The sequence below is a fragment of the Burkholderia sp. 572 genome (genome assembly GCF_040545135.1).
Classification (GTDB): Bacteria; Pseudomonadota; Gammaproteobacteria; order Burkholderiales; family Burkholderiaceae; genus Burkholderia; species Burkholderia cepacia.
In genome coordinates this window covers 16232-36032 of the sequence record NZ_JBEPLH010000004.1, presented here as the reverse complement: position 1 = coordinate 36032, position 19801 = coordinate 16232, and the positions used below count along the sequence as shown (strand labels likewise).

Here is a 19801-nt window from a genome sequence, read left to right as displayed (position 1 = left end):
CTTGATCATGAAGTACGAACAACTGCAGGCACTCGTGCCCGCGTCCGGACGGCAGCCGGACTACCGCGCATGCATCGCGGCGTTTCCCGCGCTCGAACAGGCGAAGACGACACCGCAGGAACCGGCGCATCACGGCGAAGGCGACGTGTGGACGCATACGACGATGGTGATCGATGCGCTGCTCGCGTTGCCCGGTTATCAGGCCGCATCGCGCGCCGACCAGGAAATCGTGTTCCTGGCCGCGCTGCTGCACGACATCGCGAAGTACCGCACGACGGTCGTCGATCCCGTCACCGGCGCGATCGGTCATCCCGGCCACTCGCGCAAGGGAGCGATCGATGCGCGTATCGCGCTGTGGGATGCCGGCGTGCCGTTCGCGGTGCGCGAGGCGATCTGCCGGATGATCGCCGTGCACCAGGTGCCGTTCTTCGCGATGAGCGGGTCGCGCCGCGGCACGCCCGAGTTCATCGCGCGTGAACTGTCGTGGCAGGTGAGCCTGCCGCTGCTGTGCCTGCTCGCCGAAGCCGATATGCGCGGGCGCATCTGCAGCGATACGCAGCGCGTGCTCGACAACATCGAATTGTTGCGCGAACTGGCGCGGGAAGAGGGGTGTTATGGCCAGCCGCGCGCGTTCGCCGATGCGCACACCGCGCTCAGCTACTTTCGCGGCGCGGACGTGCATCCCGACTATCCGCTGTTCCGCACGCCGGGCTCGCGGGTCGTCGTGATGTCGGGCCTGCCCGCGTCGGGCAAGAACACGTGGGTCGCGCGGCATCATCCGGACCTGCCCGTCGTGTCGTTCGACGATGCACGCGATGCATTGGGGCTGCGCCATGGCCAAAACGAGGGCGCCGTCGCGCACCATGCGGTCGACGCCGCGAAGGCACTGTTGCGGGAGAAGCGGCCGTTCGTGTGGAACGCGACGAACCTGTCGCCGCTGATGCGCAAGAAGACGCTCGACCTGCTGTTCGCGTACGGCGCCGACGTGACGCTCGTCTATCTCGAGAAGCCGCGCGCGGAGCTGTTGCGCCGCAACGCGCAGCGCGACACGTCGCTGACGAACCGCGCGCTCGAGGCGATGCTGCCGCGCTGGGATCCGCCGCTGCCCACCGAGGCGCACGCGGTGCGGTACGAAGTCTGATGCGGCGGCGTCACGGCAAATGTCACCGCACAAGCCGGTATGCCGCCCGTCATTGCGGCATACCGGCTCGCATCATTTCAGCGCGGGATTCTGCTGCGTCGCACACGCGCGCAACGCGATGACGAGATCGGGCTGGCCGAGCTTCTCGAACAGGTCGGCCATTTCCATCTGCGCGACCGGATCGCCTTCGCGCGCCGCGCGCCAGCGCAGCGACGCGATCATCCCGCTCATGCCCTCGCCGGGCGTTTCGCCGTCGTAGCCCGACATCGCCTGCAAGACATCCGCGAGCTTGTTGTAGCCGGCCGGCACGTGATGAACGAGCAGCCACGCAATCGCCGGCTGCGCGCCTTCCCAATCCTCGTCGTCGAGCGAACTGCTCGCGAGGCGCGCGGCCGCACGCCACGAACCGAGCGATGCGGCCTTCGCGTAGGCCTTGTCGGCGTCGCGGCCGCGCGACGACGGCGCCGCGTCGAACGCGGCCTGCGCTTCGGCCGACGGCGGCGGCAGCGCGAGCTTCGTGCAGCTGAACGCACCGGCATCCGGTGCGTTGCCGGGCAGACCGGCCCAGCGCGCCTGGTCCTTCAGCGCGCGATCGAGCGTGGGCCGCACGTCGCTTTCCTTCATCGACGCGAACACCCAGTCGGTACGGACATGGCGCGCGGCGTCCCAGTCGCTTTCGGCAAAGGCATGCTGCGCGAACGCGAGGCAGGCCGCCGCGCAGCCGATGCGGAACAGGTTTCGGACAGGAGATTTCATCGCCGATCGCACCTCAACTCGCCACGATGATGAAGGTGGTGAGCGCGATCGGAAACAGCGCGAGGCCGAGCAGGCCCAACGCGCCATCGGCCGCCATCGCGATCGGCGACAAGGCCAGCTTCGCGCCGCGGCCGACAGCCGTCAGCTTGTCCGTCACCGTGACCTCGTACGGCCGATTGAACGCCTGCGGGACTGACGAAGACGTGACATCGTTCGGCAGATAGCGCTTGCCGCTGATCCTGCCTTCCGACTCCAGGTAGGCGCCGTCCTTCTTGAAACCGTCCGCGAGCGCACGCTCGCGCACGTCGGAACCGGTCGGCGCATCCGCGTAGTCCAGCCGCATCGTGTATTGACCGGTAATCGCGTCGCCGTGCGCCTCGAAATCGCTGAACGCCGTGTGAATCTTGGGGCGATAGGGGGCGTTGAGCACCGTCGCAAGGCTCGGCGGCATCTCGAAGATGTAGTGATACTTCTTGCCTAGCACGACGAGCTGTTTGCCGTCCGCGGTAATCAGGAACGTCGACAAGGTTTCGTCGTATTTCGAATCGCTCATCCACGCCTTGGTGACGGGGCCGAAATTGGAGCAGCCGGCAAGCATGCCGGACGCGGCCACGGCGGGCAGCGCGAGAAATGTTCTTCTTTTCATGAGTGCGGGTTGGTTGTGGTTCGTTATTCAGCGGAACCGCTTGAATGTCGGACGCTGCGTTCGATGAACGCGGCGCCCTGACGGCCGTTCGTGCGGTTTTTTCGCCTGCGCATTGTAGGGCCAAAGCGGCAAGCGCAGCATCCCCCGAGCCGGGCATCGCACCGGTGTGCGGTAGACTGCTCGCTCGCTTGCCTGCCGCCCATCACACGGCCGTTCGCACCCGGCCCGCTCAAACCATGGATCGAATCGACGCGATGAAGGTGTTCGTCGCCACGCTGGACGAAGGCAGCCTCGCGGGCGCGGGCCGCAAGCTCGGCCGGTCGCCGGCGGCGGTCAGCCGCGCGATCGCGTTTCTCGAAGCGCACACGGGCACCGCGCTGCTGTACCGCACGACCCGGACGATCCGGCTCAGCGAAGCCGGCGAACGCTACGCCGCCGCGTGCCGCCGCATCCTGTCCGATCTCGAGGAAGCCGACATGCTGGTCGCCGACGAACGCTCGGCGCCGCGCGGCATGCTTACCGTCACCGCGCCGGTCGCCGCGGGCGAGGACGTGCTGCGCGCGCTGCTCGACGAATTCATCGAACGCCATCCCGCCGTGTCGATCCGCCTGCAGTTGCTCGACCGTCCCGTCAGCCTGATCGACGAAGGCATGGACGTCGCGCTGCGGATCGCGCACCTGAGCGATTCGACGCTGGTCGCGATTCCGGTCGGCGCGGTGCGGCGGGTCGTCGTGGCGTCGCCCGATTACCTGGCCAGGCATCCGGCCATCGAGACGCCGGCCGATCTCGCCCGGCACCGGATCATCTCGATGACGCATTTCGGCCTCGATTCGTGGAGCTTCCCGCCGTCCGCGCCGGCGGCGCTGCCGCAGGTCGTCCAGTTCACGCCGCGCTTCATCATCAACACGATCCGCGGCGCGGTCGCGTCGGCCGTCGCCGGCCACGGCGTCACGCGGCTCTTTTCCTATCACGTCGCCGAACCGGTGCGGGACGGCACGCTGCGGATCGTGCTGCGCGACAGCGAACACGCGCCGTTGCCGATCCATCTCGTCACGCCTTACGGGCGCCTTTCCGTACCGAAGGTGCGCGCGTTCGTCGATTTCGCGGCGCCGCGCCTGCGCGAGCACTTCGCGCGGCTGGCGGCCATCACCGACGGCGATTGAACCGGGATACGGAAGAATGGCTTTCGAGTGACGGCGATTCACTCGGCAATCGGCTCAATCTAGACTTCCTTCAACCAACGGACGCGCATGGCGCCCGTTCAGCGAATGGAGGTCAACATGGATCGAGCGCTTCCTGGCCGGCCCCGCGCCCGTGCGTTCAGCGCGCGCCGCACCGGGTCAGGCATCGGCGTTGCGCGTTTCGCCTTGGTGCCGTTGCCGGCGAACTTCGTCGCGCAAGGGTTCGCCGCACCGACGACCGCGACGACGAGGGCGCAATGAGCACGATCTCGCAAGCCCCCGCCGCGGCACGGGCCGAACGGCCCGCCGCCGGCTACGCCGAACGCAACGCGCGCTACTGGCGGCGCAATCTCGCCGTCTGCGTGTTCGGGTCGTTCACGACGCTCGTCAGCCTGAGCATGCTGCTGCCGTTCCTGCCGCTGTACGTGCGGCAACTCGGCGTCGAAGCGCAATCGGCCGTGATCCAGTGGTCGGGCGTCGCGTTCGGCGCGACGTTTCTCGGCACGGCCGTCACCGCGCCGCTGTGGGGCCGGCTCGCGGACCGCTTCGGCCGCAAGCCGATGCTCGTGCGCGCGGCGATCGGCATGGCGATCGTGATGTCGCTGATCGGCGTCGCGCACAACGTGGTCGAACTCGTCGTGCTGCGGCTGCTCGCGGGGCTCGTCGGCGGTTACGCGTCGGCCTCGACCGTGATGGTCGGCACGCAGGCGCCGCGCGAACGCGCGGGCTGGGCGCTCGGCATCCTGTCGACCGGCGCGCTCGCGGGCAACCTGGTCGGGCCGCTCGTCGGCGGGCTGCTGCCGGGCTGGCTCGGCATTCGCGGCACGTTCTTCGCCGGTGGCGCGATGATCGCCGTCGCCGCGCTGCTGACGATCTTCGTCGTGAAGGAGGATTTCCACGCGGGCACCGACGCGAAACCGCGCACCGCGAGCGCGACGGCCGGCACGTCGCGCGGCACGAATCGTGCGGCGGTGGCCGCGCTGCTGGTGACGGCGATGATGGTGCTGCTCGCGAACATGTCGATCGAACCGATCATCACCGTCTATATCGGCGGCCTCGGTGTCGGTGGCGATCATCTCGCGCGTATCGCCGGCGTCGTGATGGCGTGCTCGGCGCTCGGCAGCATGCTGACCGCCGCCCGGCTCGGCGCGCTGGCCGACCGGATCGGCAGCTGGAACGTGATCATCGGCTGCCTGTTGCTGACCGCGCTCGCGATGGTGCCGCAGGCGTTCGTCACGCACTGGTGGCAGCTCGCCGCGCTGCGCGCGCTGATGGGCATGACCCTCGCGGGGTTGCTGCCGTCGATCGGCAAGCTCGTGCGGCAATCGGTCGACGAGCGCGCGACCGGGCAGATGCTCGGCTACCTTCAGTCCGCCCAGTTCAGCGGGCAGGTGATCGGCCCGGTGATCGGCGGGCAGATCGGCGTCGCGCTCGGGCTGCATTCGGTGTTCTTCGTGACGGGGGCGCTGCTGGCGGCTTGCGCGGGGGTCGCGCATTGGGCGCGCGGCCGATAGCCGATAGCCGCTGGCCGACGGGTCACGGGCGGGCGTAGGATGGGCGCAGCAGCAGGTGCCGCGCCGCGCAACGCGCGATGTCGTACGCCGTCGCTGCGACGGCAAACACCGCACCGCACGGCTGCGCGCCTTTTCGACAGAACTTTCATGCGACCGGCTGCGCGCAAGGCACGACCCACGCGCACCGATCCGAACCCGACGCACGCGCTTCGGCCCGCATCCGGTCGAAGCATTTCGATTGCGGATCTTGCAGGAGGCCAGCGACATGAATCAATCGACCGAGAACCGGACGCTGTTGCGCGCGCTCGGCGTGCGCACACCGATCGTCCAGGCGCCGATGGCCGGCGTCAGCACGCCGGCGCTGGCGGCCGCCGTGTCGAATGCGGGCGGGCTCGGCTCGCTCGGCGTGGGCGCGACGAACGCCGAAGGCGCCCGCAAGATGATCCGCGACACGCGCGCGCTCACCGACCGGCCGTTCAACATCAACGTGTTCTGCCACCAGCCGGCACGCGCCGACGCGGCCGTCGAACGCGCGTGGCTCGACTGGCTCGCGCCGGCGTTCCGCGAATACGGCGCGACGCCGCCCGCATCGCTGTCGGAGATCTATACGAGTTTCGTCGCGGACGACGCGATGCAGGCGCTGCTCGTCGAAGAGAAGCCGGCCGTCGTCAGCTTCCATTTCGGGCTGCCGTCCGCGGACGTGATCGACGCGCTGAAGCGCGCGGGCGTCACGCTGTTCGCGACCGCGACGAATCTCGACGAGGCGCACCGGATCGCCGCCGCCGGCATCGACGCGATCGTCGCGCAGGGCATCGAAGCGGGCGGCCACCGCGGCGTGTTCGATTCGACCGCCCATGACGACCGCCTCGGCACGTTCGCGCTCACGCGCCTGATCGTGCGCGAATGCGCGCTGCCGGTGATCGCCGCCGGCGGCATCATGGACGGCGAGGGCATCGCCGCCGCGCTCGCGCTCGGCGCGCAGGCCGCGCAGCTCGGCACCGCGTTCGTCGCGTGCCCGGAGACAGCGATCGACGATGGTTATCGCCGCGCGCTGCTAAGCGACGCTGCACGGCGCACGACGTTCACGGCCGCGATCTCCGGCCGGATCGCGCGCGGGATCGCGAACCGGCTGACCGCGCTCGGCGACGACCCGCAGGCGCCGGCCACGCCCGCGTACCCGATCGCCTACGACGCCGGCAAGGCGCTGCATGCAGCCGCGAAGGCAAAGGGCGAATTCGGCTACGGCGCGCAGTGGGCCGGGCAGGCGGCGCCGCTCGTGCGGCAGCTGCCGGCGGCCGAGCTGTTCGCCGCACTCGAACGCGAGACGCGGGCGGCGATCGAGCGGATGCAGCACGTGCTGGATTGATCGCGCGATCCGCGCTCCACACGCGGCGGGCCGCATGCGCATGCCGGCGATCGGAAAACACAACGCGATTGCCCGCCGCCGATTTGAAACGTCCTGTATCTGCGCGAACCGCGGATACATCGCGATACATCGCAGGTTCGGGCGTCCGCTATAAAGCAGGCATGACCTCTTCTGGAGCGCACGATGTCTGCAACCTGGCTCAAAGGGTCCTGCCATTGCGGGGCCGTCAGATTCGAAGTCCGAGCCGCCGTGACGCCGGCGGTTCGCTGCAACTGCAGCCTGTGCCGCCGGCGCGGCGCGCTGATGAGCCCGATGTTCGCCGCGAGCGAACTGAAGATCGTCGAAGGCGAGGGCGCGCTGACGTGCTACCGCTTCAACACACACACGGCACGCCACTATTTCTGCAGCCATTGCGGCGTCTATCCGTTCCATCAGACCCGCAAGGACCCGGCCTGCTGGCGCGTCAATCTCGGCTGCCTCGACGGTATCGACCCGTATGCGCTCGACGCGACGGTCGCCGACGGCGCGAGCCTTTCGGTCGTGGAGGACGCATGAAACGCTGGCTGATGATCCTGCTGTTTGCGGCAGGCGGAGTCGCGACCGAAATCGCGCATCCGGTGCAATGCACGCTGCTGTCGGCCAGCCGCGTGCAGACCGGCAAGCGCCGCACGCCGAATTGACGGCGCGCGGCGCCCGTTGGTTCATCGAGACCGATTTATCATGCTTCCGATAAGATCGCACGCGATATATAATCCGTCCATCTGCGGCCGTTCGCGTCGCTGGAGGACGTTCATGAAACCGACCGAAGCACCATCCACCGCCGCGCCGAAGCTGTCCGAGTTCCTGTGCTTCGCGATCTACTCGACGAACCTCGCGTTCGGCAAGGCCTACAAGCCGATCCTCGAAGAGCTGGGCCTCACGTACACGCAATACATCACGATCATTGCGCTGTGGGAGCAGGACAACCAGACGGTCGGCCAGCTCGGGGAGAAGCTGTTCCTCGAATCCAATACGCTGACGCCGATCCTGAAGAAGCTCGAGGCAATGGGCTACCTGGAGCGGCATCGCGATCCGTCGGACGAACGCCAGGTGCTCGTCAGCCTGACGAAGAGCGGGCGCCGCGTGCGCGAGAAGGGGCTCGACATGAACCTCGTCGAGGCCACCGGGCTGAAGCCGGACGAATTCGCGAAAATGCAGAAGGCGATCGTCACGCTGCGCGGCAACCTGATCCAGTCGACCGACGAATAAGCCCACGGGCTACCAGCGGCCGGCACGTGCATCGTGCCGGCCGCGTCGTCATGCGTGCCCGTCGCCCAGCACCAGCAGGTGCATCTCGCGGCGCACGACAAAACCCAGTGCGAGATAACGCTCGATCGCGACCCGGTTGGACGTGAGGACGTGCAGGAAAGGCGTTTCCGCGCGCGCATCGATGGCCGCGATCAACGACCGGATCAGACGTGCCGCCAGCCCTTGCCGCCGGAACGCGGCATCCACGCACACGGCGCTGATCTCGGTATACCCGTCGACCTGCATCCGCTCGCCGGCCATCGCGGCCAGCCTGCCTTCGCTGCGGATGCCGATGTAGCGGCCGAGCTCGAACGTGCGCGGGCCGAACGGGCCGGGCTGCGCGGCCGTGGTCAGCGCGAGCATGTCCGGCACGTCGGCTTCGGTGAGCGTGACGTGGCCCGCTTCAGGTGCCGGGGCGGGCGTCCCTTGCCAGACCATTTGCAACAGGGTCGCGCGCCGGATCGCCGACAAGCCCGCCGGCAATTCGATCTCGTCGGGCATGACGAGTGCCGCCGGCCCGTGTGCGGCGACCAGTGCGCGCAACGCGTCGAACGATGCCGCGCCGGTATCCTCGATCGCGGCAAACGGCGCGATGGCGGCCGGAAACCGCCATGCACGGCCATCGCCGAGCGCAAAGCGGCGCTGCCTGCCGGTCAGCGCGTTCCACACCACATGGTCGAGCGGGTGCGTACTGCCTGTTGCGCCTGTCGCGTTTCCGGTCGTTGCATCGGACATCGGCTGCTCCTCGATTGAAGGTTTCGGTTGCACAGCATAGACCGGGACCGGAGAGGCAGGGCGCGGCGCAACATCGATCGTGTCACCGGTACGGTGCGGGGTGCGCGGCACGTGTTGCCGAAGCCCGGGCCAGCGTTGCCGGCGCGCCGGCTCCGCCCTGACCGGAAACGACAGGATCACCGCCAGCCCGTGCCCTCCGGTACCGGCAGTCACCTCGACGAGATGCCGCTTGTCGCGATGCCGGTCGAACAGGCCGTCGCGATCGTTCACTGCGCGTTCGTGCGCCACCTGGCCGCGGATGGCGTGTTCTACCCGTTCACCTACGTGCCGCGCTGCCCGATCCCGGCGCGCTACCTGGAGGCGATGCACATTCGCGCCATCCGGATCGGCATCGCGTGGATGAACTTTCCGCCCGCCGTCGTGTACCGCTTCGAACGCCGGGTCGATGCAATCGGCCGTCAATGGACTGATGCACCGCCGCAGCGGGATGCGGTTGCGGAAGCAACGATCCTGCACGGCGTCGATATCATCCGGTTGCGCCATACGCCGTCACTCGATTCGAGCGGCGCCGGGCCATCGGCAGACGTGCGTTCATCATCGTGAACGCGCTTGGGAATGGAGTGTTGTTCGGCCTGCCACGAATGCTGTCTCTTCTTGCATGCGCGCGGGTCGCGAGAACCGGCGGCCGCATCGGTGCCGCGCGCGATCGAATCCCGGGCCGACGCAAGTAACGGATGTACATCAACCTGCATCGCTGCTTGCCGCCGAAGGCCGACGAGGAGCGCGTCGTGCTCGCGCGCCCCCGTTCCCCGCACGTCGTACCGCGCCGCCCGGACGGGCGTAACGATTCCGGCGACGCATGCTCAATGGCCGAAGTAGATCGAGCGTTCCGCCATGCGAATCGCGCTGCGGTTTCCCGACTGCGTCGCCCCGACGGCATCGTCGCCGTAACCGGACGCTTGCGACCCGACCGCGACCGCATCGTTGTCGTGAACCCGGCGCAGCGCGGCCTGCAGATTGTCCGGATAGTTCGGGTCGTTGGGGCGGTTCGGCAGGTAGCCGGCCTTTTGCAGTGCGGCCAGTTCCGCACGCACCTGCGCACGCGTCACGGTGCTTTCGCCAGCGTACGTCGGCGCGGCAACGGCGGCCGACACGGCAACAAGAAGGGCGGCGATCAGTGGGGTCTTCATCATTCACCTCGACAAAAAAATGGATTCAGCGGTTGCGCATCGTGCGCCGGCAGCCGGCGCCGTTCGCGGTTTCGTTCAATGACCGAAGTAGATCGAGCGTTCGGCGACGCGTGTCGCGGGCCGCCGGCCCGACTGCGTCGCGGCGACGGTTTCGCTGCCGTAGCCGGATGTCGCCGCATCGGCCACCACGGCGTCGTTCGCGTGAATGCGCGTCAGCGCGGCCTGCAGGTCGACCGGATAGTGCGGATCGTTCGCGCGGCCCGGCTGATAACCGGCCTGTTCCAGCTGGACGAGCTCGGCACGCACCTGCGCGCGGGACACGACGGCTTCATCGGCGAACGCCGGTACGGAGGCGGAGGCAGACACGGCGACGAGAAGGGCGGCGATCAATTGGGTTTTCATCATTTACCTCGACAGAACAGGGATGGAAGGAATTCAGGGTTCGCGTTTCGACGGACGGCGCAAGCACGCTCAATGTCCGAAATACACCGAGCGGTCGGCCACGCTGACTGCATGCCGGCGGCCCGATTGCGTGGCCGCATCGCCGTTGCCGCCGTAGCCGGACGCCTGGTCGTTGCCGGCGACCGCATCGGCCGCCTGGATCCGCGTGAGTGCGTCCTGCAGATCGTCCGGATAGGTTGCGTCGGTCGCGCGATTCAGCGGGTAGCCGGCGTGTTGCAGCTGGGTGAGTTCGGCGCGCACCTGCGCATGCGTCACGGTGGTTTCGCTGGAGAACGCCGGTGCGGCAGCAGAGGCCGAAACAGCGACGAGAAGGGCGGCGATCAGTCGGGTATTCATCATTCACCTCGAAAAAAAAGAATAAGAACCGGGCATTCGGTCAGGCGGCGCCAGGCCGCCCGACGCACGTTCAAGCGATACGGATGTCGACGTCGATGTTGCCGCGCGTCGCCTTCGAATACGGGCAGGTCTGGTGCGCGGCATCGACGATGCGCTGCGCGACGTCGCGATCGAGCCCCGGCACGCTCACGTTCAGCCGGGCCTGCAGGAAGTACGCGTTGCCGGCGGTGCCGAGATCCACTTCGGCGTCGACGGCGAGATCGGCCGGCAACGTCACCTTCGCGGCACGCGCCGCGAGCTGCATCGCGCCGATGAAGCAGGCCGACCAGCCCGCTGCGAACAGTTGCTCGGGATTGGTGCCGGTGCCGGCGCTGCCCGGCGACGACAACTGGATGTCGAGGCGGCCGTCGGAACTGCGTGCCGCACCGTCGCGGCCGCCGGAAGTCGTATGCGTCTTGCCCGTGTACAGCACTTGTTCGATCTTGCTCATCATTTGCTCCGTCAGTTGAGGTTTGTCTCAGATGCGATTCGATCGCATGCGACGCAGTTTGGTCTTGTCGCCCACTCACGTCAAGCGCATTCGATTAAATCGCATGCGATATTTTGTATTTCAATGTATCCGGAACGCGGAGCGCCTTCCAGGACAAGCCTTTCCGGCGATCGATCCCTGATAACCGGGGAACGCGGAACGACGCCGAAACAGACACGGAAGCGGGGAGTTGCCGGCCTGACTTTCCAGAAAGCGAACAGGCTCCTTGTCATTATTTCGCTTTCTACAATGCATTGTCTCTTCTAACCTTGCCGCACCCGATCGCAAGCGGCCCGCCCACGGCCGGCACTTGCACGGATCACGAGCACAATCGAAACGGAGACATTACGTGTCGCGCGTCAGCCCTCTTGCAACGGCCACGGATTCCCGGCCGACCGGAACCCTCGCGAACCTCCGATCCATCTTCAGCGGATCGGTAGGCAACCTCATCGAGTATTACGACTGGTACGTGTATTCCGCGTTTTCGCTGTATTTCGCGAAGGCGTTCTTTCCCAACGGCAACCTGACCGTGCAGTTGCTGAACACGGCGGCCATCTTCGCCGTCGGTTTCGTCATGCGCCCGATCGGCGGCTGGCTCGTCGGCCTGTACGCGGATCGCAACGGACGCAAGGCCGCGCTGCTCGTCTCGGTGCTGGCGATGTGCGTCGGCTCGCTGATCATCGGCCTGACCCCCGGTTACGACACGATCGGCCTTGCCGCGCCGGTGCTCCTGGTCTTCGCGCGACTGCTGCAAGGGCTGAGCCTCGGCGGCGAATACGCGAGTTCGGCAACCTACCTGAGCGAGATGGCCGACAAGTCCCGGCGCGGCTTCTATTCGAGCTTCCTGTTCGCGACCCTGTCGCTCGGCCAGTTGCTCGCGATGGGCGTGCTGGTCGTGCTGCAGCAGTTTTTCCTGACCACCGCGCAACTCGAAAGCTGGGGATGGCGCATCCCGTTCCTGCTCGGATCGCTGCTGGCCTGCAGCGCGATCTTCCTGCGCAGCAACATGCAGGAAACGGCATCGTTCGAGCAGCACCGCCGCAGCAAGCGCCGCCACGCGTCGATCGCCGACCTGTTCCACCACAAACGCGAGTGCCTGATCGTGGCCGGCCTGACGCTCGGCGGCACGGTCGCGTTTTATGCCTATACGACGTACATGCAGAAATTCCTCGTCAACAGCGCGGGGATGAGCAAGGCCGACGCATCGATGGTCTCCGTGATCAGCCTGCTGGCATTCGTCGCGATGCAGCCGATCTTCGGCAGCCTGTCCGATCGCGTCGGGCGTCGCCCGCTGCTGATCGCGTTCGGCGTACTCGGCACGCTCTGCACCGTGCCGATTTTCCAGGCGCTCCGCGGCGTTCAGACAACCGGCGCCGCGCTGGCGCTGATCGTCGCCGCGCTGCTGATCGTCAGCCTGTATTCGTCGGTCAGCGCCGTGGCCAAGGCCGAACTGTTTCCGGTCGGCGTGCGCGCACTGGGCGTCGGGTTGCCGTACGCAATCACGGTGTCGCTGTTCGGCGGAACGGCCGAATACGTCGCGCTGTGGATGAAGAGCATCGGACACGAAGCGTGGTTCTTCTACTACGTGTCGGCGTGCGTGCTCGTGTCGCTGCTGTGCTACCTGTGGATGCCCGATCCCAAGCAGGTCTCGCGCATCGACGAAGCGTGACGACGGCACGCTTCGTCGCGATCGCCCGGGCCTGACGCCGGGCGGCAAGTCACGGGTTCAGCGGAAGTCCGCGTAATGCCGCACCAGCGACAGCATCGACGGAATCAGCCCGCGCACGTCGCCGCGGCGCCACTGGAACGCATATTGAAGCGGCGCCAGCGGCGGCTCGCTCGTCAGCTGCACGAGATGGCCGCCCGGCCGCGCGCGAGCCCAGTCGACCGGCAGGAAGCCGATGCCGACGCCTTCGCCCAGCATGCCGGCCACCGCACTCCAGTTGTTGCACTCGATCCTGCGCGCGTGATTGACGCCGCACGCGAGCAGCCAGTCGTCGAGAATGCGTGTCACGCCCGAACCGGACGGCAGCAGCACCAGCGCGTGGCTGGCGAGCAGCGCCGGCTTCAGGACGCGCTCGCGGCCGACCAGCGCCTCGGCCGCCATCCACGCGAACCGCGCTTCCGCCACCGGCTGCGACAGCACACTGCTGCGCGACGACCGGCCGGCGATCACCGCGAAATCCAGTTCGCCGGCATCGACTTTCTCCTCCAGTGCCGCGCCCACGTCGACATACGGCTCCAGCGCCAGCTTCGGGTGCTGCTTCTGGACCGCCGCCACGAAGCGCGGCAGCCACGTCAGCGCCGACAGTTCGCCGACGCCGAAGCGCAGCCGGCCGCTCAACCCTTCGTCCCTGGCAACCGATTCCTGCAGCGCGGCGACGGACTCGAGCACCCGCACCACGGCCGGCAGCAGCGCCTCGCCGTCGTCGGTCAGCACGGCCCGGTGGCCGCTCCGGTCGAACAGCGTGCGTTCGACGACCTGTTCCAGTTCGTTGATGCGCTTGGACAGCGACGACACCGACAGGTGTAGCCGTTGCGCAGCGGTCGAGAAGTTTGCGCAGGTCGCCGCCCAGTAGAACGCGTCGAGTTGCTTGAGAGTCGGGGTCGCCATTGTCTTTCGCTTTTATCGAACAAATTCATTGGAAGATTATCGCTTTTTAAGCATGCCGCGCGTACCTAAAATTCCGCCATCGATTCGAAAACAGGCTTCAGACATGACTCCTTCCGCCTCATCCGTTCCCGGAACAAGCCGCCCCCTGGCCGATACGCGCACGCCGCACATGCCGCGCGTGCTGCGAAAGATGCTGTGTCTCCACGATTTCGAAGCCGCGGCACGCCGCGCGCTGCCGCGCCCGATCTTCGGCTACGTCAGCGGCGCCGCGGAAGACAACCGCACGCGCGACGACAATCGTGCCGTGTTCGACGAGTACGGGTTTGCGACGCGCGTGCTGCGCAACGTTTCACAGCGGGAGCAGGGCGTCGAGCTGTTCGGACGACGCTACGCGTCGCCTTTCGGCATCGCGCCGATGGGGATCCACGCGCTGTCGGCCTATCGCGGCGATCTCGTGCTGGCGCGTGCCGCACAGCGCGCGGGCATCGCGTCGATCATGAGCGGCTCGTCGCTCATTCCACTGGAGGAGGTCGCCGCCGCCGCGCCGGAAACCTGGTTCCAGGCATACCTGCCCGGCGACGCAGGCCGCATCGGCGCGCTGCTCGAACGCGTGGCGCGTGCCGGCTACCGGACGCTCGTGATCACGGTCGACATCCCCGTGTCCGCCAATCGCGAAAACAACGTGCGGACCGGCTTCACCACGCCGCTGCGCCCCGGGCCGCGCCTGTTCTGGGACGGCATCGTGCGCCCGCGCTGGCTCGCCGGCACCTTCGCCCGGACGTTGCTCGCGCACGGCATGCCGCATTTCGAGAACTCCTTTGCCACACGCGGCGCGCCGATCCTGTCGCCCACGGTGCAGCGGGATTTCTCGGCCCGCGACCATCTCGACTGGGGCCACCTGGAACGAATCCGGCAGGAATGGAAGGGCGAACTGGTGATCAAGGGCATCCTCAGCGTGGACGATGCCGTCATCGCCCGCGACGCCGGCGCCGACGGCATCATCCTGTCGAACCACGGCGGCCGCCAGCTTGACGGCGCGGTCTCGCCGATGCGGATCCTGCCCGACGTGGTTCGGGCGCTGGGCGCGGACTATCCGGTGATGATCGACAGCGGCTTTCGGCGTGGGTCGGACGTGCTGAAGGCGGTCGCGATGGGCGCGCGCATGGTGTTCGTCGGGCGGCCGTTCAATTACGCGGCGGCCGTGGCCGGTGAAGTCGGCGTCATGCACGCGATCGGGCTGCTGCGCGACGAAGTGGACCGGAACATGGCCATGCTGGGCGTCGAACGGTGCAGCGGCCTGACGCCCGACGCGCTGATTCGGAAAGGCGGCGTGCCGGCGTCGCTGACGGCCGTGTAGCGCGGGGGAGGCCGTTTGCGGCCCTGCGGGGCGGCCTAACCGTCACGCAGGATCGATCGCGGCGATCACGACGAGGATCACGGCCGCGTCGGCCGGCAACTGGCGCTGGGAAAACGCCGAGCGCGCGTGTCCCGCCTTGTCGCCCAGCACGGCGGCGAACAGGTCCGACGCGCCGTCGATCACGGCCGGCTGCCCGAAAAAGCCGTCGGCCGAACTGACGTGCCCCTCGACGCGCACGATCTTGCTCAGGCGCTCGAAGCCGCCCAGGTGCCGGCGGATCTGCGCGAGCACGTTCAGCGCCGCGAGCCGGGCGGCATGCTTGCCGTCGTCGACGCTCAACTGTTCGCCGACGCGGCCGGTATACGCGACCTTGCCGTCGACGAGCGGCAGTTGTCCCGACACGAACAGCAGATTGCCCGCTTCGCTGACGGCCGTATAGCTGCCGAGCGGGTTCGGCGGTTCGGGTAACGCGAGGCCGAGGTCGGCCAGCTTCTGTTCGACGGTCATGTCATGCTCCTTGCGGGAAAAGGGTCGGGCGATCGGTACTGCCTGCGAGTCACTGCACTGTAGTCACGCGGCCGAAGCCGGTAAATGTCGGTCGCGCAATTGATTCACGACGCGGTGTAACGAATCGCGCCATGCGCGCCCGCTGGTTTCCCGCACGAGATTCATGCACACTCGTCGCTCCATCGCGCGCCATCCGCCGGAGACCGCAGGAACCATGCAACGACAATTCGACGATCTGCTGCTGGGCAGCATCGAGCTGTTCTGTCTTGCCGCCGAACTCGGCAGCTTCACGCTCGCGGCAAACGCGGCGAGCGTCACGCCGGCCGCGGTCAGCCGGTCGGTGGCGCGGCTCGAGGAGCGTCTCGGCGTGCGGCTGTTCGTGCGCACGACACGTCAGATCCGCCTGACCGATCCCGGCCGCCGCTACTTCGAGCAATGCCGCGACGCGCTGGCGCAACTCGTCGACGCGGAGCGCGAGGCAACCGGCCAGCAGGCCACGCCCGCCGGCCTGCTGCGGATCAGCATGCCGACGCCGTACGGACACTATCGCGTGCTGCCGCTGCTGCCGGCATTTCGCGAGCGGTACCCGGACGTGCGCGTCGAAACCCACCTGAGCAACCGCAACATCGATTTCGCGGAGGAAGGCTACGATCTCGCGATTCGCGGGCGCGCGCCGGCCGATTCGAACCTGGTCGCGCGCAAGCTGGAGGACGCCGAACTCGTGGTCGTCGCGACGCCCGGCTACCTGAAGCGCGCGGGCATGCCGGCCGCCATCGACGACCTGCATGCGCACGAATGCATCCAGTTCGAGCTGCCGAGCAGCGGGCGGCCGATTCCCTGGCTGTTCAACGATGGATCGGAGGAAGTCGACGTCGCGACGACCGGCAGCTACGGTACGTCGGGCGACGTCCTCGCCGGTGTGACGCTCGCGCGCGGCGGTGCGGGCCTGTTCCAGACCTACCGCTTCATCGTCGAGCAGGATCTGCGCGCCGGCACGCTCGTGGAAGTGCTGCCCGGCCTCGGCGGCCGGTCGCGGCCCTTCATGCTGCTGTATCCGCATGCGCGCTTCCTGTCGTCGCGCGTGCGCGTGTTCGTCGATTTTCTCGTCGAGCAGCTGGCGCGCGAGCCGGCCAGGCGGCCGGCCGGGACACGCGCCAGACGGGCCGGCGCATCGCGATAGGCGCGCCGGCTCGCGGTTTCGACGCCGCGACTCAATGCCCGGCGCTCTGGCCGCCGTCGACGTGCAGGATCTCGCCCGTGACGAACGGTGCCGAGTCCAGGTACAGGATCGCGTCGACGATGTCGCTCATCTCGCCCATGCGGCCGACCGGATGCAGCGACGCAAGCGTCGCATGCGTGTCGGGCGCATGCATCGGCGACTTGATGATGCCGGGCGACACCGCATTCACGCGAATGCCGGCCTTCGCATACTCGATCGCGAGCGACTTCGTCGCCGCATTCAATCCGCCCTTCGTCAGCGATGCGAGCACCGACGGCACGTTGCTGTTCGCATGATCGACCAGGCTCGTCGTGATGCTGACCACGTGGCCGCCGCCATGTTTCTGCATCGCGGCGATCGCATGCTGCGTGACGTGGAAAAAACCGCTCAGGTTGACGCTCGTGATCTGCGCATAGTCGTCCACGGTGTACTGCGTGAACGGCTTCGCGATGAACACGCCGGCGTTGTTGACGAGCGTGTCGACGCGGCCGAAGTGCTCGATGGCCGTGTCGACCACGCGCCGCGCGACGGCCGGATCGCCGATGTCACCCGCGACGGTGACGAGATCCGGATCGTTTGACGGGCCGATCGAACGTGACGTCGCGACGACGCGATGGCCGCGAGCCCGGAATGCGTTGACCGTTTCCGCGCCGATGCCTTGCGATGCGCCGGTGACGATGATGACCTTGGATGCGCTCATGATTTGCCTCGATAGGTGATGGGTTCCCGGCTTCAGTGCCGAACGGATCGATGAATCCGATGGGCTCACTGTAGACACGCCGGTCACGATCTCGAACACCCACCATGGCGCAACAGTCTTGCGTCTCGGGAACAAATGCGGCGGAGGGCAGTTGTCGCCCGTTGGCGCGAAGCGCAGTCGTTGACGAACTCCACACGCGCAGCAGGACCCGCGAAGCTCGCCGGAGACGATGCGCCAATTCGTGAAGGCAGGCAGCCGACATTCATTCCCGAGCCGCTCCCGAAAGCGGACGAAACGATGCGTATCGGCGGCATGCCGACGCACATCCGGCCGTGCCGCGGAAATTGCGTTCCGATCGAAGCGCCGGCCAGGAAATCCGGCATGAAACAGCCCACGTTTAAACGACGCCTGCCCAGCGCTTTTCCGTTCCCTCCCGCATCATCGAGATAACTTTTCTTATCACAACAACACGATTGAAAATCCAAACTCGCCGTTTCGAAAACGCGTCGGATACTCGAAGTTCGCGCCACGCCCATGCGTCCCGCCATCGCTTCGGGGGCAGGGAAGTGAACGTCCGCCGCACGCGCCGTCAATCCGGCGCATCGATCCGCGCCAGCAGCACCGTCAACACGTCGGCCGTCGCGCACGCGACGTCCTGCGCCGTCGTATCGACGAGCGCGTGTGCGCATTCGCGATACAGCGGGTCGCGCATCCGGTACAGCGCGGCGAGGGTTTGCCGCGGGTCGGCCACCTGCAGCAGCGGCCGCCGCGTGTCATCGCGCGTGCGGCGCCACAGCGCATCGGGGTCCGCATGCAGGTAGATCACGCAGCCGCGCTCGCTCAGGCGCGCGCGGCTGCGCGGATTCAGCACCGCGCCCCCGCCGGTCGCCACGACGACGTTCGGGCGCTGCGTCAGTTCGTCGACGATTTGCGTTTCGAGCAGACGAAAGCCGCCTTCGCCGACCCTGTCGAACAGCTCGGCGACCGAGCGGCCGGTGCGCCGCGCGATCTCGTCATCGCTGTCGGCGAACGTCCAGCCGAGCGATGCCGCGAGCGCGCGGCCGAGCGTCGATTTGCCCGCACCCATCATGCCGACCAGGAACGCGCGGTCGGGCAGGGCACGCGCGTCGACCGCCGTGGTGACGGCGCTCATAACCGTCGCGCAAGCGGCCAGCCGGCCCGCGTCGCCGCGCAGATCCGCCGCGCGCGTACCGCGTCCGACAACGTGTCCAGCGCCGCGTCGGTGGCTGCGTCGTCGGCGTCGAGCAGCGCGCCGAGCACTTGCCCGTCCGGATCGCCGGCCGCGATGTGCTCGGCCGCATCCGCCGCGATCGTTTGCGGCGTGCGTTCGGGCGCGTCGTCGCGTTCCGGCCGCCGCCACCCGTTGCGCAAGTCGCGCCATCGCACGACCAGGCCGCAGAACAGCCCACCGCCCGGCACGGCTGCATCGTCGCGCGGCTGCGCCGTGTCGCCGGGCGTCGCGCACTGCGTGACCCAGCTCGCGAACTCGAGCAGCGACGCGTCGTGAGCGAGCGTCGCCGCGTCGAGCGCGACGGTCACGCCGGCATCCCGCAGCCGCCCGAGCAGCGGGCGCACGCCGTCGTGCGCGCCACCGCACGGCTGCAGCAGCACCTCGAGTTCGTCCTCGTGACGGCTGACGAGCGAACGATGCCGCTCGAGCGCGGCCGGCTCGAGCAACGCCTGCGCCGCATGCCGGACGATGACGATCGCGCGGTCGTCGCGGCGCTCGACGATCGCACCGATCCGGCGCCGGGCGCGCGCCACCGCGGCGCTCACGTGTCGCTCCCGAAATGGCGCGCGCGCATCACAGCGAACCCTGGAATTCGAGCACGCGCGCCTTGAACTCGTCGGGCACGGCCTGCGTCGTGTTGTTCGCGTAATCGAACATCACGTGCGTCGACATGCCGCGCGCGACGATGGTCTGGTCGTCGCGCTCCATCAGGTGTTCGAGATCGAAGCTCTTGCTGCCGAAACGCACGATGCTCGACCGGATCGTCAGGTTGTCGCCGAATTGCGCCGGTGCGAGGTACTCGCACTGCGTCTTGACCATGATGTGCGGCAGCTTTTCGCTCCGCGGCAGGCCGAGGAGATCGAACATGTAGCAGAGATAGGAATGCTGCAGATAGTCGTAATAGACGGGACTGCTCACATGCCCCATCGAATCGGTATCGCGATACTTGACGTGAATCGGCGTTTCGTAATGACGTTTCGACATGGTGATTCTCCGCAATAACTGGGTT

23 protein-coding genes and 1 pseudogene are annotated in these 19801 nt (G+C 67.5%); 11 read left to right on the top strand and 13 right to left on the bottom strand.

Features of this window, described 5'->3' with window-relative positions:
- Positions 1-7 precede the first annotated feature (7 nt).
- The gene (locus tag ABIC51_RS08710; RefSeq protein WP_175899742.1) at positions 8-1141 is read left to right on the top strand and encodes an AAA family ATPase; all 1134 of its coding nucleotides are present in this window, start codon (positions 8-10) and stop codon (positions 1139-1141) included.
- 72 nt (positions 1142-1213) lie between these two features.
- On the opposite strand, the gene ABIC51_RS08705 is transcribed toward ABIC51_RS08710, so the two are convergent.
- Positions 1214-1897, bottom strand: coding sequence for a hypothetical protein (locus tag ABIC51_RS08705; protein WP_175899740.1), 684 nt, complete (start codon positions 1895-1897; stop codon positions 1214-1216).
- A 13-nt stretch (positions 1898-1910) separates the two neighbouring features.
- Positions 1911-2543 carry a hypothetical protein gene (locus tag ABIC51_RS08700; RefSeq protein WP_027787377.1) on the bottom strand — a complete coding sequence of 211 codons (633 nt, stop codon included), beginning with the start codon at positions 2541-2543 and terminating at the stop codon, positions 1911-1913.
- 236 nt (positions 2544-2779) lie between these two features.
- Between ABIC51_RS08700 and ABIC51_RS08695 the strand changes: the two genes are divergently transcribed.
- From ABIC51_RS08695 to ABIC51_RS08670, 6 genes are all read left to right on the top strand, one after another.
- Positions 2780-3706 carry a LysR family transcriptional regulator gene (locus tag ABIC51_RS08695; RefSeq protein WP_146252931.1) on the top strand — a complete coding sequence of 309 codons (927 nt, stop codon included), beginning with the start codon at positions 2780-2782 and terminating at the stop codon, positions 3704-3706.
- A gap of 275 nt (positions 3707-3981) precedes the next feature.
- A complete protein-coding gene (locus ABIC51_RS08690) occupies positions 3982-5238 on the top strand; it encodes an MFS transporter (RefSeq protein ID WP_146252735.1) in 1257 nt (418 codons plus the stop codon).
- Positions 5239-5503: 265 nt separating this feature from the next.
- A complete protein-coding gene (locus ABIC51_RS08685; RefSeq protein ID WP_146252736.1) occupies positions 5504-6604 on the top strand; it encodes an NAD(P)H-dependent flavin oxidoreductase in 1101 nt (366 codons plus the stop codon).
- A gap of 183 nt (positions 6605-6787) precedes the next feature.
- On the top strand, positions 6788-7159 hold the full coding sequence (locus tag ABIC51_RS08680; protein ID WP_048022703.1) for a GFA family protein: 372 nt from the start codon (positions 6788-6790) through the stop codon (positions 7157-7159).
- Positions 7156-7284 carry a hypothetical protein gene (locus ABIC51_RS08675; protein WP_260428747.1) on the top strand — a complete coding sequence of 43 codons (129 nt, stop codon included), beginning with the start codon at positions 7156-7158 and terminating at the stop codon, positions 7282-7284. Before ABIC51_RS08680 ends, ABIC51_RS08675 begins: the two co-directional genes overlap by 4 nt.
- Positions 7285-7396: 112 nt before the next feature.
- Positions 7397-7852 carry a MarR family winged helix-turn-helix transcriptional regulator gene (locus ABIC51_RS08670; protein ID WP_027787371.1) on the top strand — a complete coding sequence of 152 codons (456 nt, stop codon included), beginning with the start codon at positions 7397-7399 and terminating at the stop codon, positions 7850-7852.
- Between the two features lie 48 nt (positions 7853-7900).
- Here the strand turns inward: ABIC51_RS08670 and ABIC51_RS08665 are convergent, their stop codons facing one another.
- Positions 7901-8626, bottom strand: a complete 726-nt coding sequence (locus ABIC51_RS08665) for a GNAT family N-acetyltransferase (RefSeq protein ID WP_060317801.1) — start codon at positions 8624-8626, stop codon at positions 7901-7903.
- Between the two features lie 222 nt (positions 8627-8848).
- On the opposite strand from ABIC51_RS08665, the pseudogene ABIC51_RS08660 reads away from it, so the two are divergent.
- Positions 8849-9229: pseudogene (locus ABIC51_RS08660) on the top strand (class I SAM-dependent methyltransferase); the annotation flags it as partial.
- A gap of 260 nt (positions 9230-9489) precedes the next feature.
- Here ABIC51_RS08660 and ABIC51_RS08655 read toward each other — a convergent pair.
- The 4 genes from ABIC51_RS08655 to ABIC51_RS08640 all read right to left on the bottom strand — a co-directional run bounded on the left by ABIC51_RS08655 (position 9490) and on the right by ABIC51_RS08640 (position 11104).
- The gene (locus ABIC51_RS08655; RefSeq protein WP_027787369.1) at positions 9490-9819 is read right to left on the bottom strand and encodes a DUF4148 domain-containing protein; all 330 of its coding nucleotides are present in this window, start codon (positions 9817-9819) and stop codon (positions 9490-9492) included.
- A gap of 72 nt (positions 9820-9891) precedes the next feature.
- Complete coding sequence (locus ABIC51_RS08650; protein WP_027787368.1) at positions 9892-10218, bottom strand: DUF4148 domain-containing protein; 327 nt, start codon at positions 10216-10218, stop codon at positions 9892-9894.
- Between the two features lie 69 nt (positions 10219-10287).
- Positions 10288-10614, bottom strand: coding sequence for a DUF4148 domain-containing protein (locus tag ABIC51_RS08645; protein WP_175899739.1), 327 nt, complete (start codon positions 10612-10614; stop codon positions 10288-10290).
- A gap of 70 nt (positions 10615-10684) precedes the next feature.
- Positions 10685-11104, bottom strand: a complete 420-nt coding sequence (locus ABIC51_RS08640; RefSeq protein ID WP_027787366.1) for an organic hydroperoxide resistance protein — start codon at positions 11102-11104, stop codon at positions 10685-10687.
- Between the two features lie 388 nt (positions 11105-11492).
- On the opposite strand from ABIC51_RS08640, the gene ABIC51_RS08635 reads away from it, so the two are divergent.
- The gene (locus ABIC51_RS08635) at positions 11493-12812 is read left to right on the top strand and encodes an MFS transporter (RefSeq protein ID WP_027787365.1); all 1320 of its coding nucleotides are present in this window, start codon (positions 11493-11495) and stop codon (positions 12810-12812) included.
- Between the two features lie 57 nt (positions 12813-12869).
- Here ABIC51_RS08635 and ABIC51_RS08630 read toward each other — a convergent pair whose 3' ends face one another.
- On the bottom strand, positions 12870-13757 hold the full coding sequence (locus tag ABIC51_RS08630; protein ID WP_175899737.1) for a LysR family transcriptional regulator: 888 nt from the start codon (positions 13755-13757) through the stop codon (positions 12870-12872).
- Between ABIC51_RS08630 and ABIC51_RS08625 the strand changes: the two genes are divergently transcribed.
- Entirely contained in the window at positions 13738-15114 is a 1377-nt protein-coding gene (locus tag ABIC51_RS08625; RefSeq protein WP_404842233.1) for an alpha-hydroxy acid oxidase, read from the top strand. The genes ABIC51_RS08630 and ABIC51_RS08625 overlap by 20 nt on opposite strands.
- A 42-nt stretch (positions 15115-15156) precedes the next feature.
- Here ABIC51_RS08625 and ABIC51_RS08620 read toward each other — a convergent pair whose 3' ends face one another.
- The gene (locus tag ABIC51_RS08620) at positions 15157-15621 is read right to left on the bottom strand and encodes a RidA family protein (protein ID WP_027787361.1); all 465 of its coding nucleotides are present in this window, start codon (positions 15619-15621) and stop codon (positions 15157-15159) included.
- Between the two features lie 214 nt (positions 15622-15835).
- Here ABIC51_RS08620 and ABIC51_RS08615 point away from each other — a divergent pair, with 214 nt between their 5' ends.
- Positions 15836-16801, top strand: a complete 966-nt coding sequence (locus ABIC51_RS08615) for a LysR family transcriptional regulator (RefSeq protein ID WP_059700323.1) — start codon at positions 15836-15838, stop codon at positions 16799-16801.
- A gap of 31 nt (positions 16802-16832) precedes the next feature.
- Here the strand turns inward: ABIC51_RS08615 and ABIC51_RS08610 are convergent, their stop codons facing one another.
- The 4 genes from ABIC51_RS08610 to ABIC51_RS08595 form a co-directional block, all read right to left on the bottom strand.
- Entirely contained in the window at positions 16833-17540 is a 708-nt protein-coding gene (locus ABIC51_RS08610; RefSeq protein ID WP_175899735.1) for an SDR family NAD(P)-dependent oxidoreductase, read from the bottom strand.
- Positions 17541-18129: 589 nt separating this feature from the next.
- Entirely contained in the window at positions 18130-18693 is a 564-nt protein-coding gene (locus tag ABIC51_RS08605; RefSeq protein WP_175899733.1) for a shikimate kinase, read from the bottom strand.
- The gene (locus ABIC51_RS08600; RefSeq protein WP_060196356.1) at positions 18690-19337 is read right to left on the bottom strand and encodes a hypothetical protein; all 648 of its coding nucleotides are present in this window, start codon (positions 19335-19337) and stop codon (positions 18690-18692) included. The genes ABIC51_RS08605 and ABIC51_RS08600 overlap by 4 nt, the downstream gene beginning before the upstream one ends.
- Before the next feature lie 28 nt (positions 19338-19365).
- The gene (locus ABIC51_RS08595; RefSeq protein WP_021159585.1) at positions 19366-19776 is read right to left on the bottom strand and encodes an acyl-CoA thioesterase; all 411 of its coding nucleotides are present in this window, start codon (positions 19774-19776) and stop codon (positions 19366-19368) included.
- Positions 19777-19801: the final 25 nt, after the last annotated feature.

What these genes read in the sequence shown, in the direction of transcription:
- ABIC51_RS08685 (WP_146252736.1), top strand. Translation starts at nt 5,504, where the DNA reads ATGAATCAATCGACCGAGAACCGGACGCTGTTGCGCGCGCTCGGCGTG.
- ABIC51_RS08620 (WP_027787361.1), bottom strand. Translation starts at nt 15,621, where the DNA reads ATGACCGTCGAACAGAAGCTGGCCGACCTCGGCCTCGCGTTACCCGAA.
- ABIC51_RS08680 (WP_048022703.1), top strand. Translation starts at nt 6,788, where the DNA reads ATGTCTGCAACCTGGCTCAAAGGGTCCTGCCATTGCGGGGCCGTCAGA.
- ABIC51_RS08700 (WP_027787377.1), bottom strand. Translation starts at nt 2,543, where the DNA reads ATGAAAAGAAGAACATTTCTCGCGCTGCCCGCCGTGGCCGCGTCCGGC.
- ABIC51_RS08645 (WP_175899739.1), bottom strand. Translation starts at nt 10,614, where the DNA reads ATGAATACCCGACTGATCGCCGCCCTTCTCGTCGCTGTTTCGGCCTCT.
- ABIC51_RS08630 (WP_175899737.1), bottom strand. Translation starts at nt 13,757, where the DNA reads ATGGCGACCCCGACTCTCAAGCAACTCGACGCGTTCTACTGGGCGGCG.
- ABIC51_RS08670 (WP_027787371.1), top strand. Translation starts at nt 7,397, where the DNA reads ATGAAACCGACCGAAGCACCATCCACCGCCGCGCCGAAGCTGTCCGAG.
- ABIC51_RS08710 (WP_175899742.1), top strand. Translation starts at nt 8, where the DNA reads ATGAAGTACGAACAACTGCAGGCACTCGTGCCCGCGTCCGGACGGCAG.
- ABIC51_RS08605 (WP_175899733.1), bottom strand. Translation starts at nt 18,693, where the DNA reads ATGAGCGCCGTCACCACGGCGGTCGACGCGCGTGCCCTGCCCGACCGC.
- ABIC51_RS08650 (WP_027787368.1), bottom strand. Translation starts at nt 10,218, where the DNA reads ATGAAAACCCAATTGATCGCCGCCCTTCTCGTCGCCGTGTCTGCCTCC.
- ABIC51_RS08610 (WP_175899735.1), bottom strand. Translation starts at nt 17,540, where the DNA reads ATGAGCGCATCCAAGGTCATCATCGTCACCGGCGCATCGCAAGGCATC.
- ABIC51_RS08655 (WP_027787369.1), bottom strand. Translation starts at nt 9,819, where the DNA reads ATGATGAAGACCCCACTGATCGCCGCCCTTCTTGTTGCCGTGTCGGCC.
- ABIC51_RS08695 (WP_146252931.1), top strand. Translation starts at nt 2,780, where the DNA reads ATGGATCGAATCGACGCGATGAAGGTGTTCGTCGCCACGCTGGACGAA.
- ABIC51_RS08690 (WP_146252735.1), top strand. Translation starts at nt 3,982, where the DNA reads ATGAGCACGATCTCGCAAGCCCCCGCCGCGGCACGGGCCGAACGGCCC.
- ABIC51_RS08675 (WP_260428747.1), top strand. Translation starts at nt 7,156, where the DNA reads ATGAAACGCTGGCTGATGATCCTGCTGTTTGCGGCAGGCGGAGTCGCG.
- ABIC51_RS08665 (WP_060317801.1), bottom strand. Translation starts at nt 8,626, where the DNA reads ATGTCCGATGCAACGACCGGAAACGCGACAGGCGCAACAGGCAGTACG.
- ABIC51_RS08640 (WP_027787366.1), bottom strand. Translation starts at nt 11,104, where the DNA reads ATGAGCAAGATCGAACAAGTGCTGTACACGGGCAAGACGCATACGACT.
- ABIC51_RS08615 (WP_059700323.1), top strand. Translation starts at nt 15,836, where the DNA reads ATGCAACGACAATTCGACGATCTGCTGCTGGGCAGCATCGAGCTGTTC.
- ABIC51_RS08595 (WP_021159585.1), bottom strand. Translation starts at nt 19,776, where the DNA reads ATGTCGAAACGTCATTACGAAACGCCGATTCACGTCAAGTATCGCGAT.
- ABIC51_RS08705 (WP_175899740.1), bottom strand. Translation starts at nt 1,897, where the DNA reads ATGAAATCTCCTGTCCGAAACCTGTTCCGCATCGGCTGCGCGGCGGCC.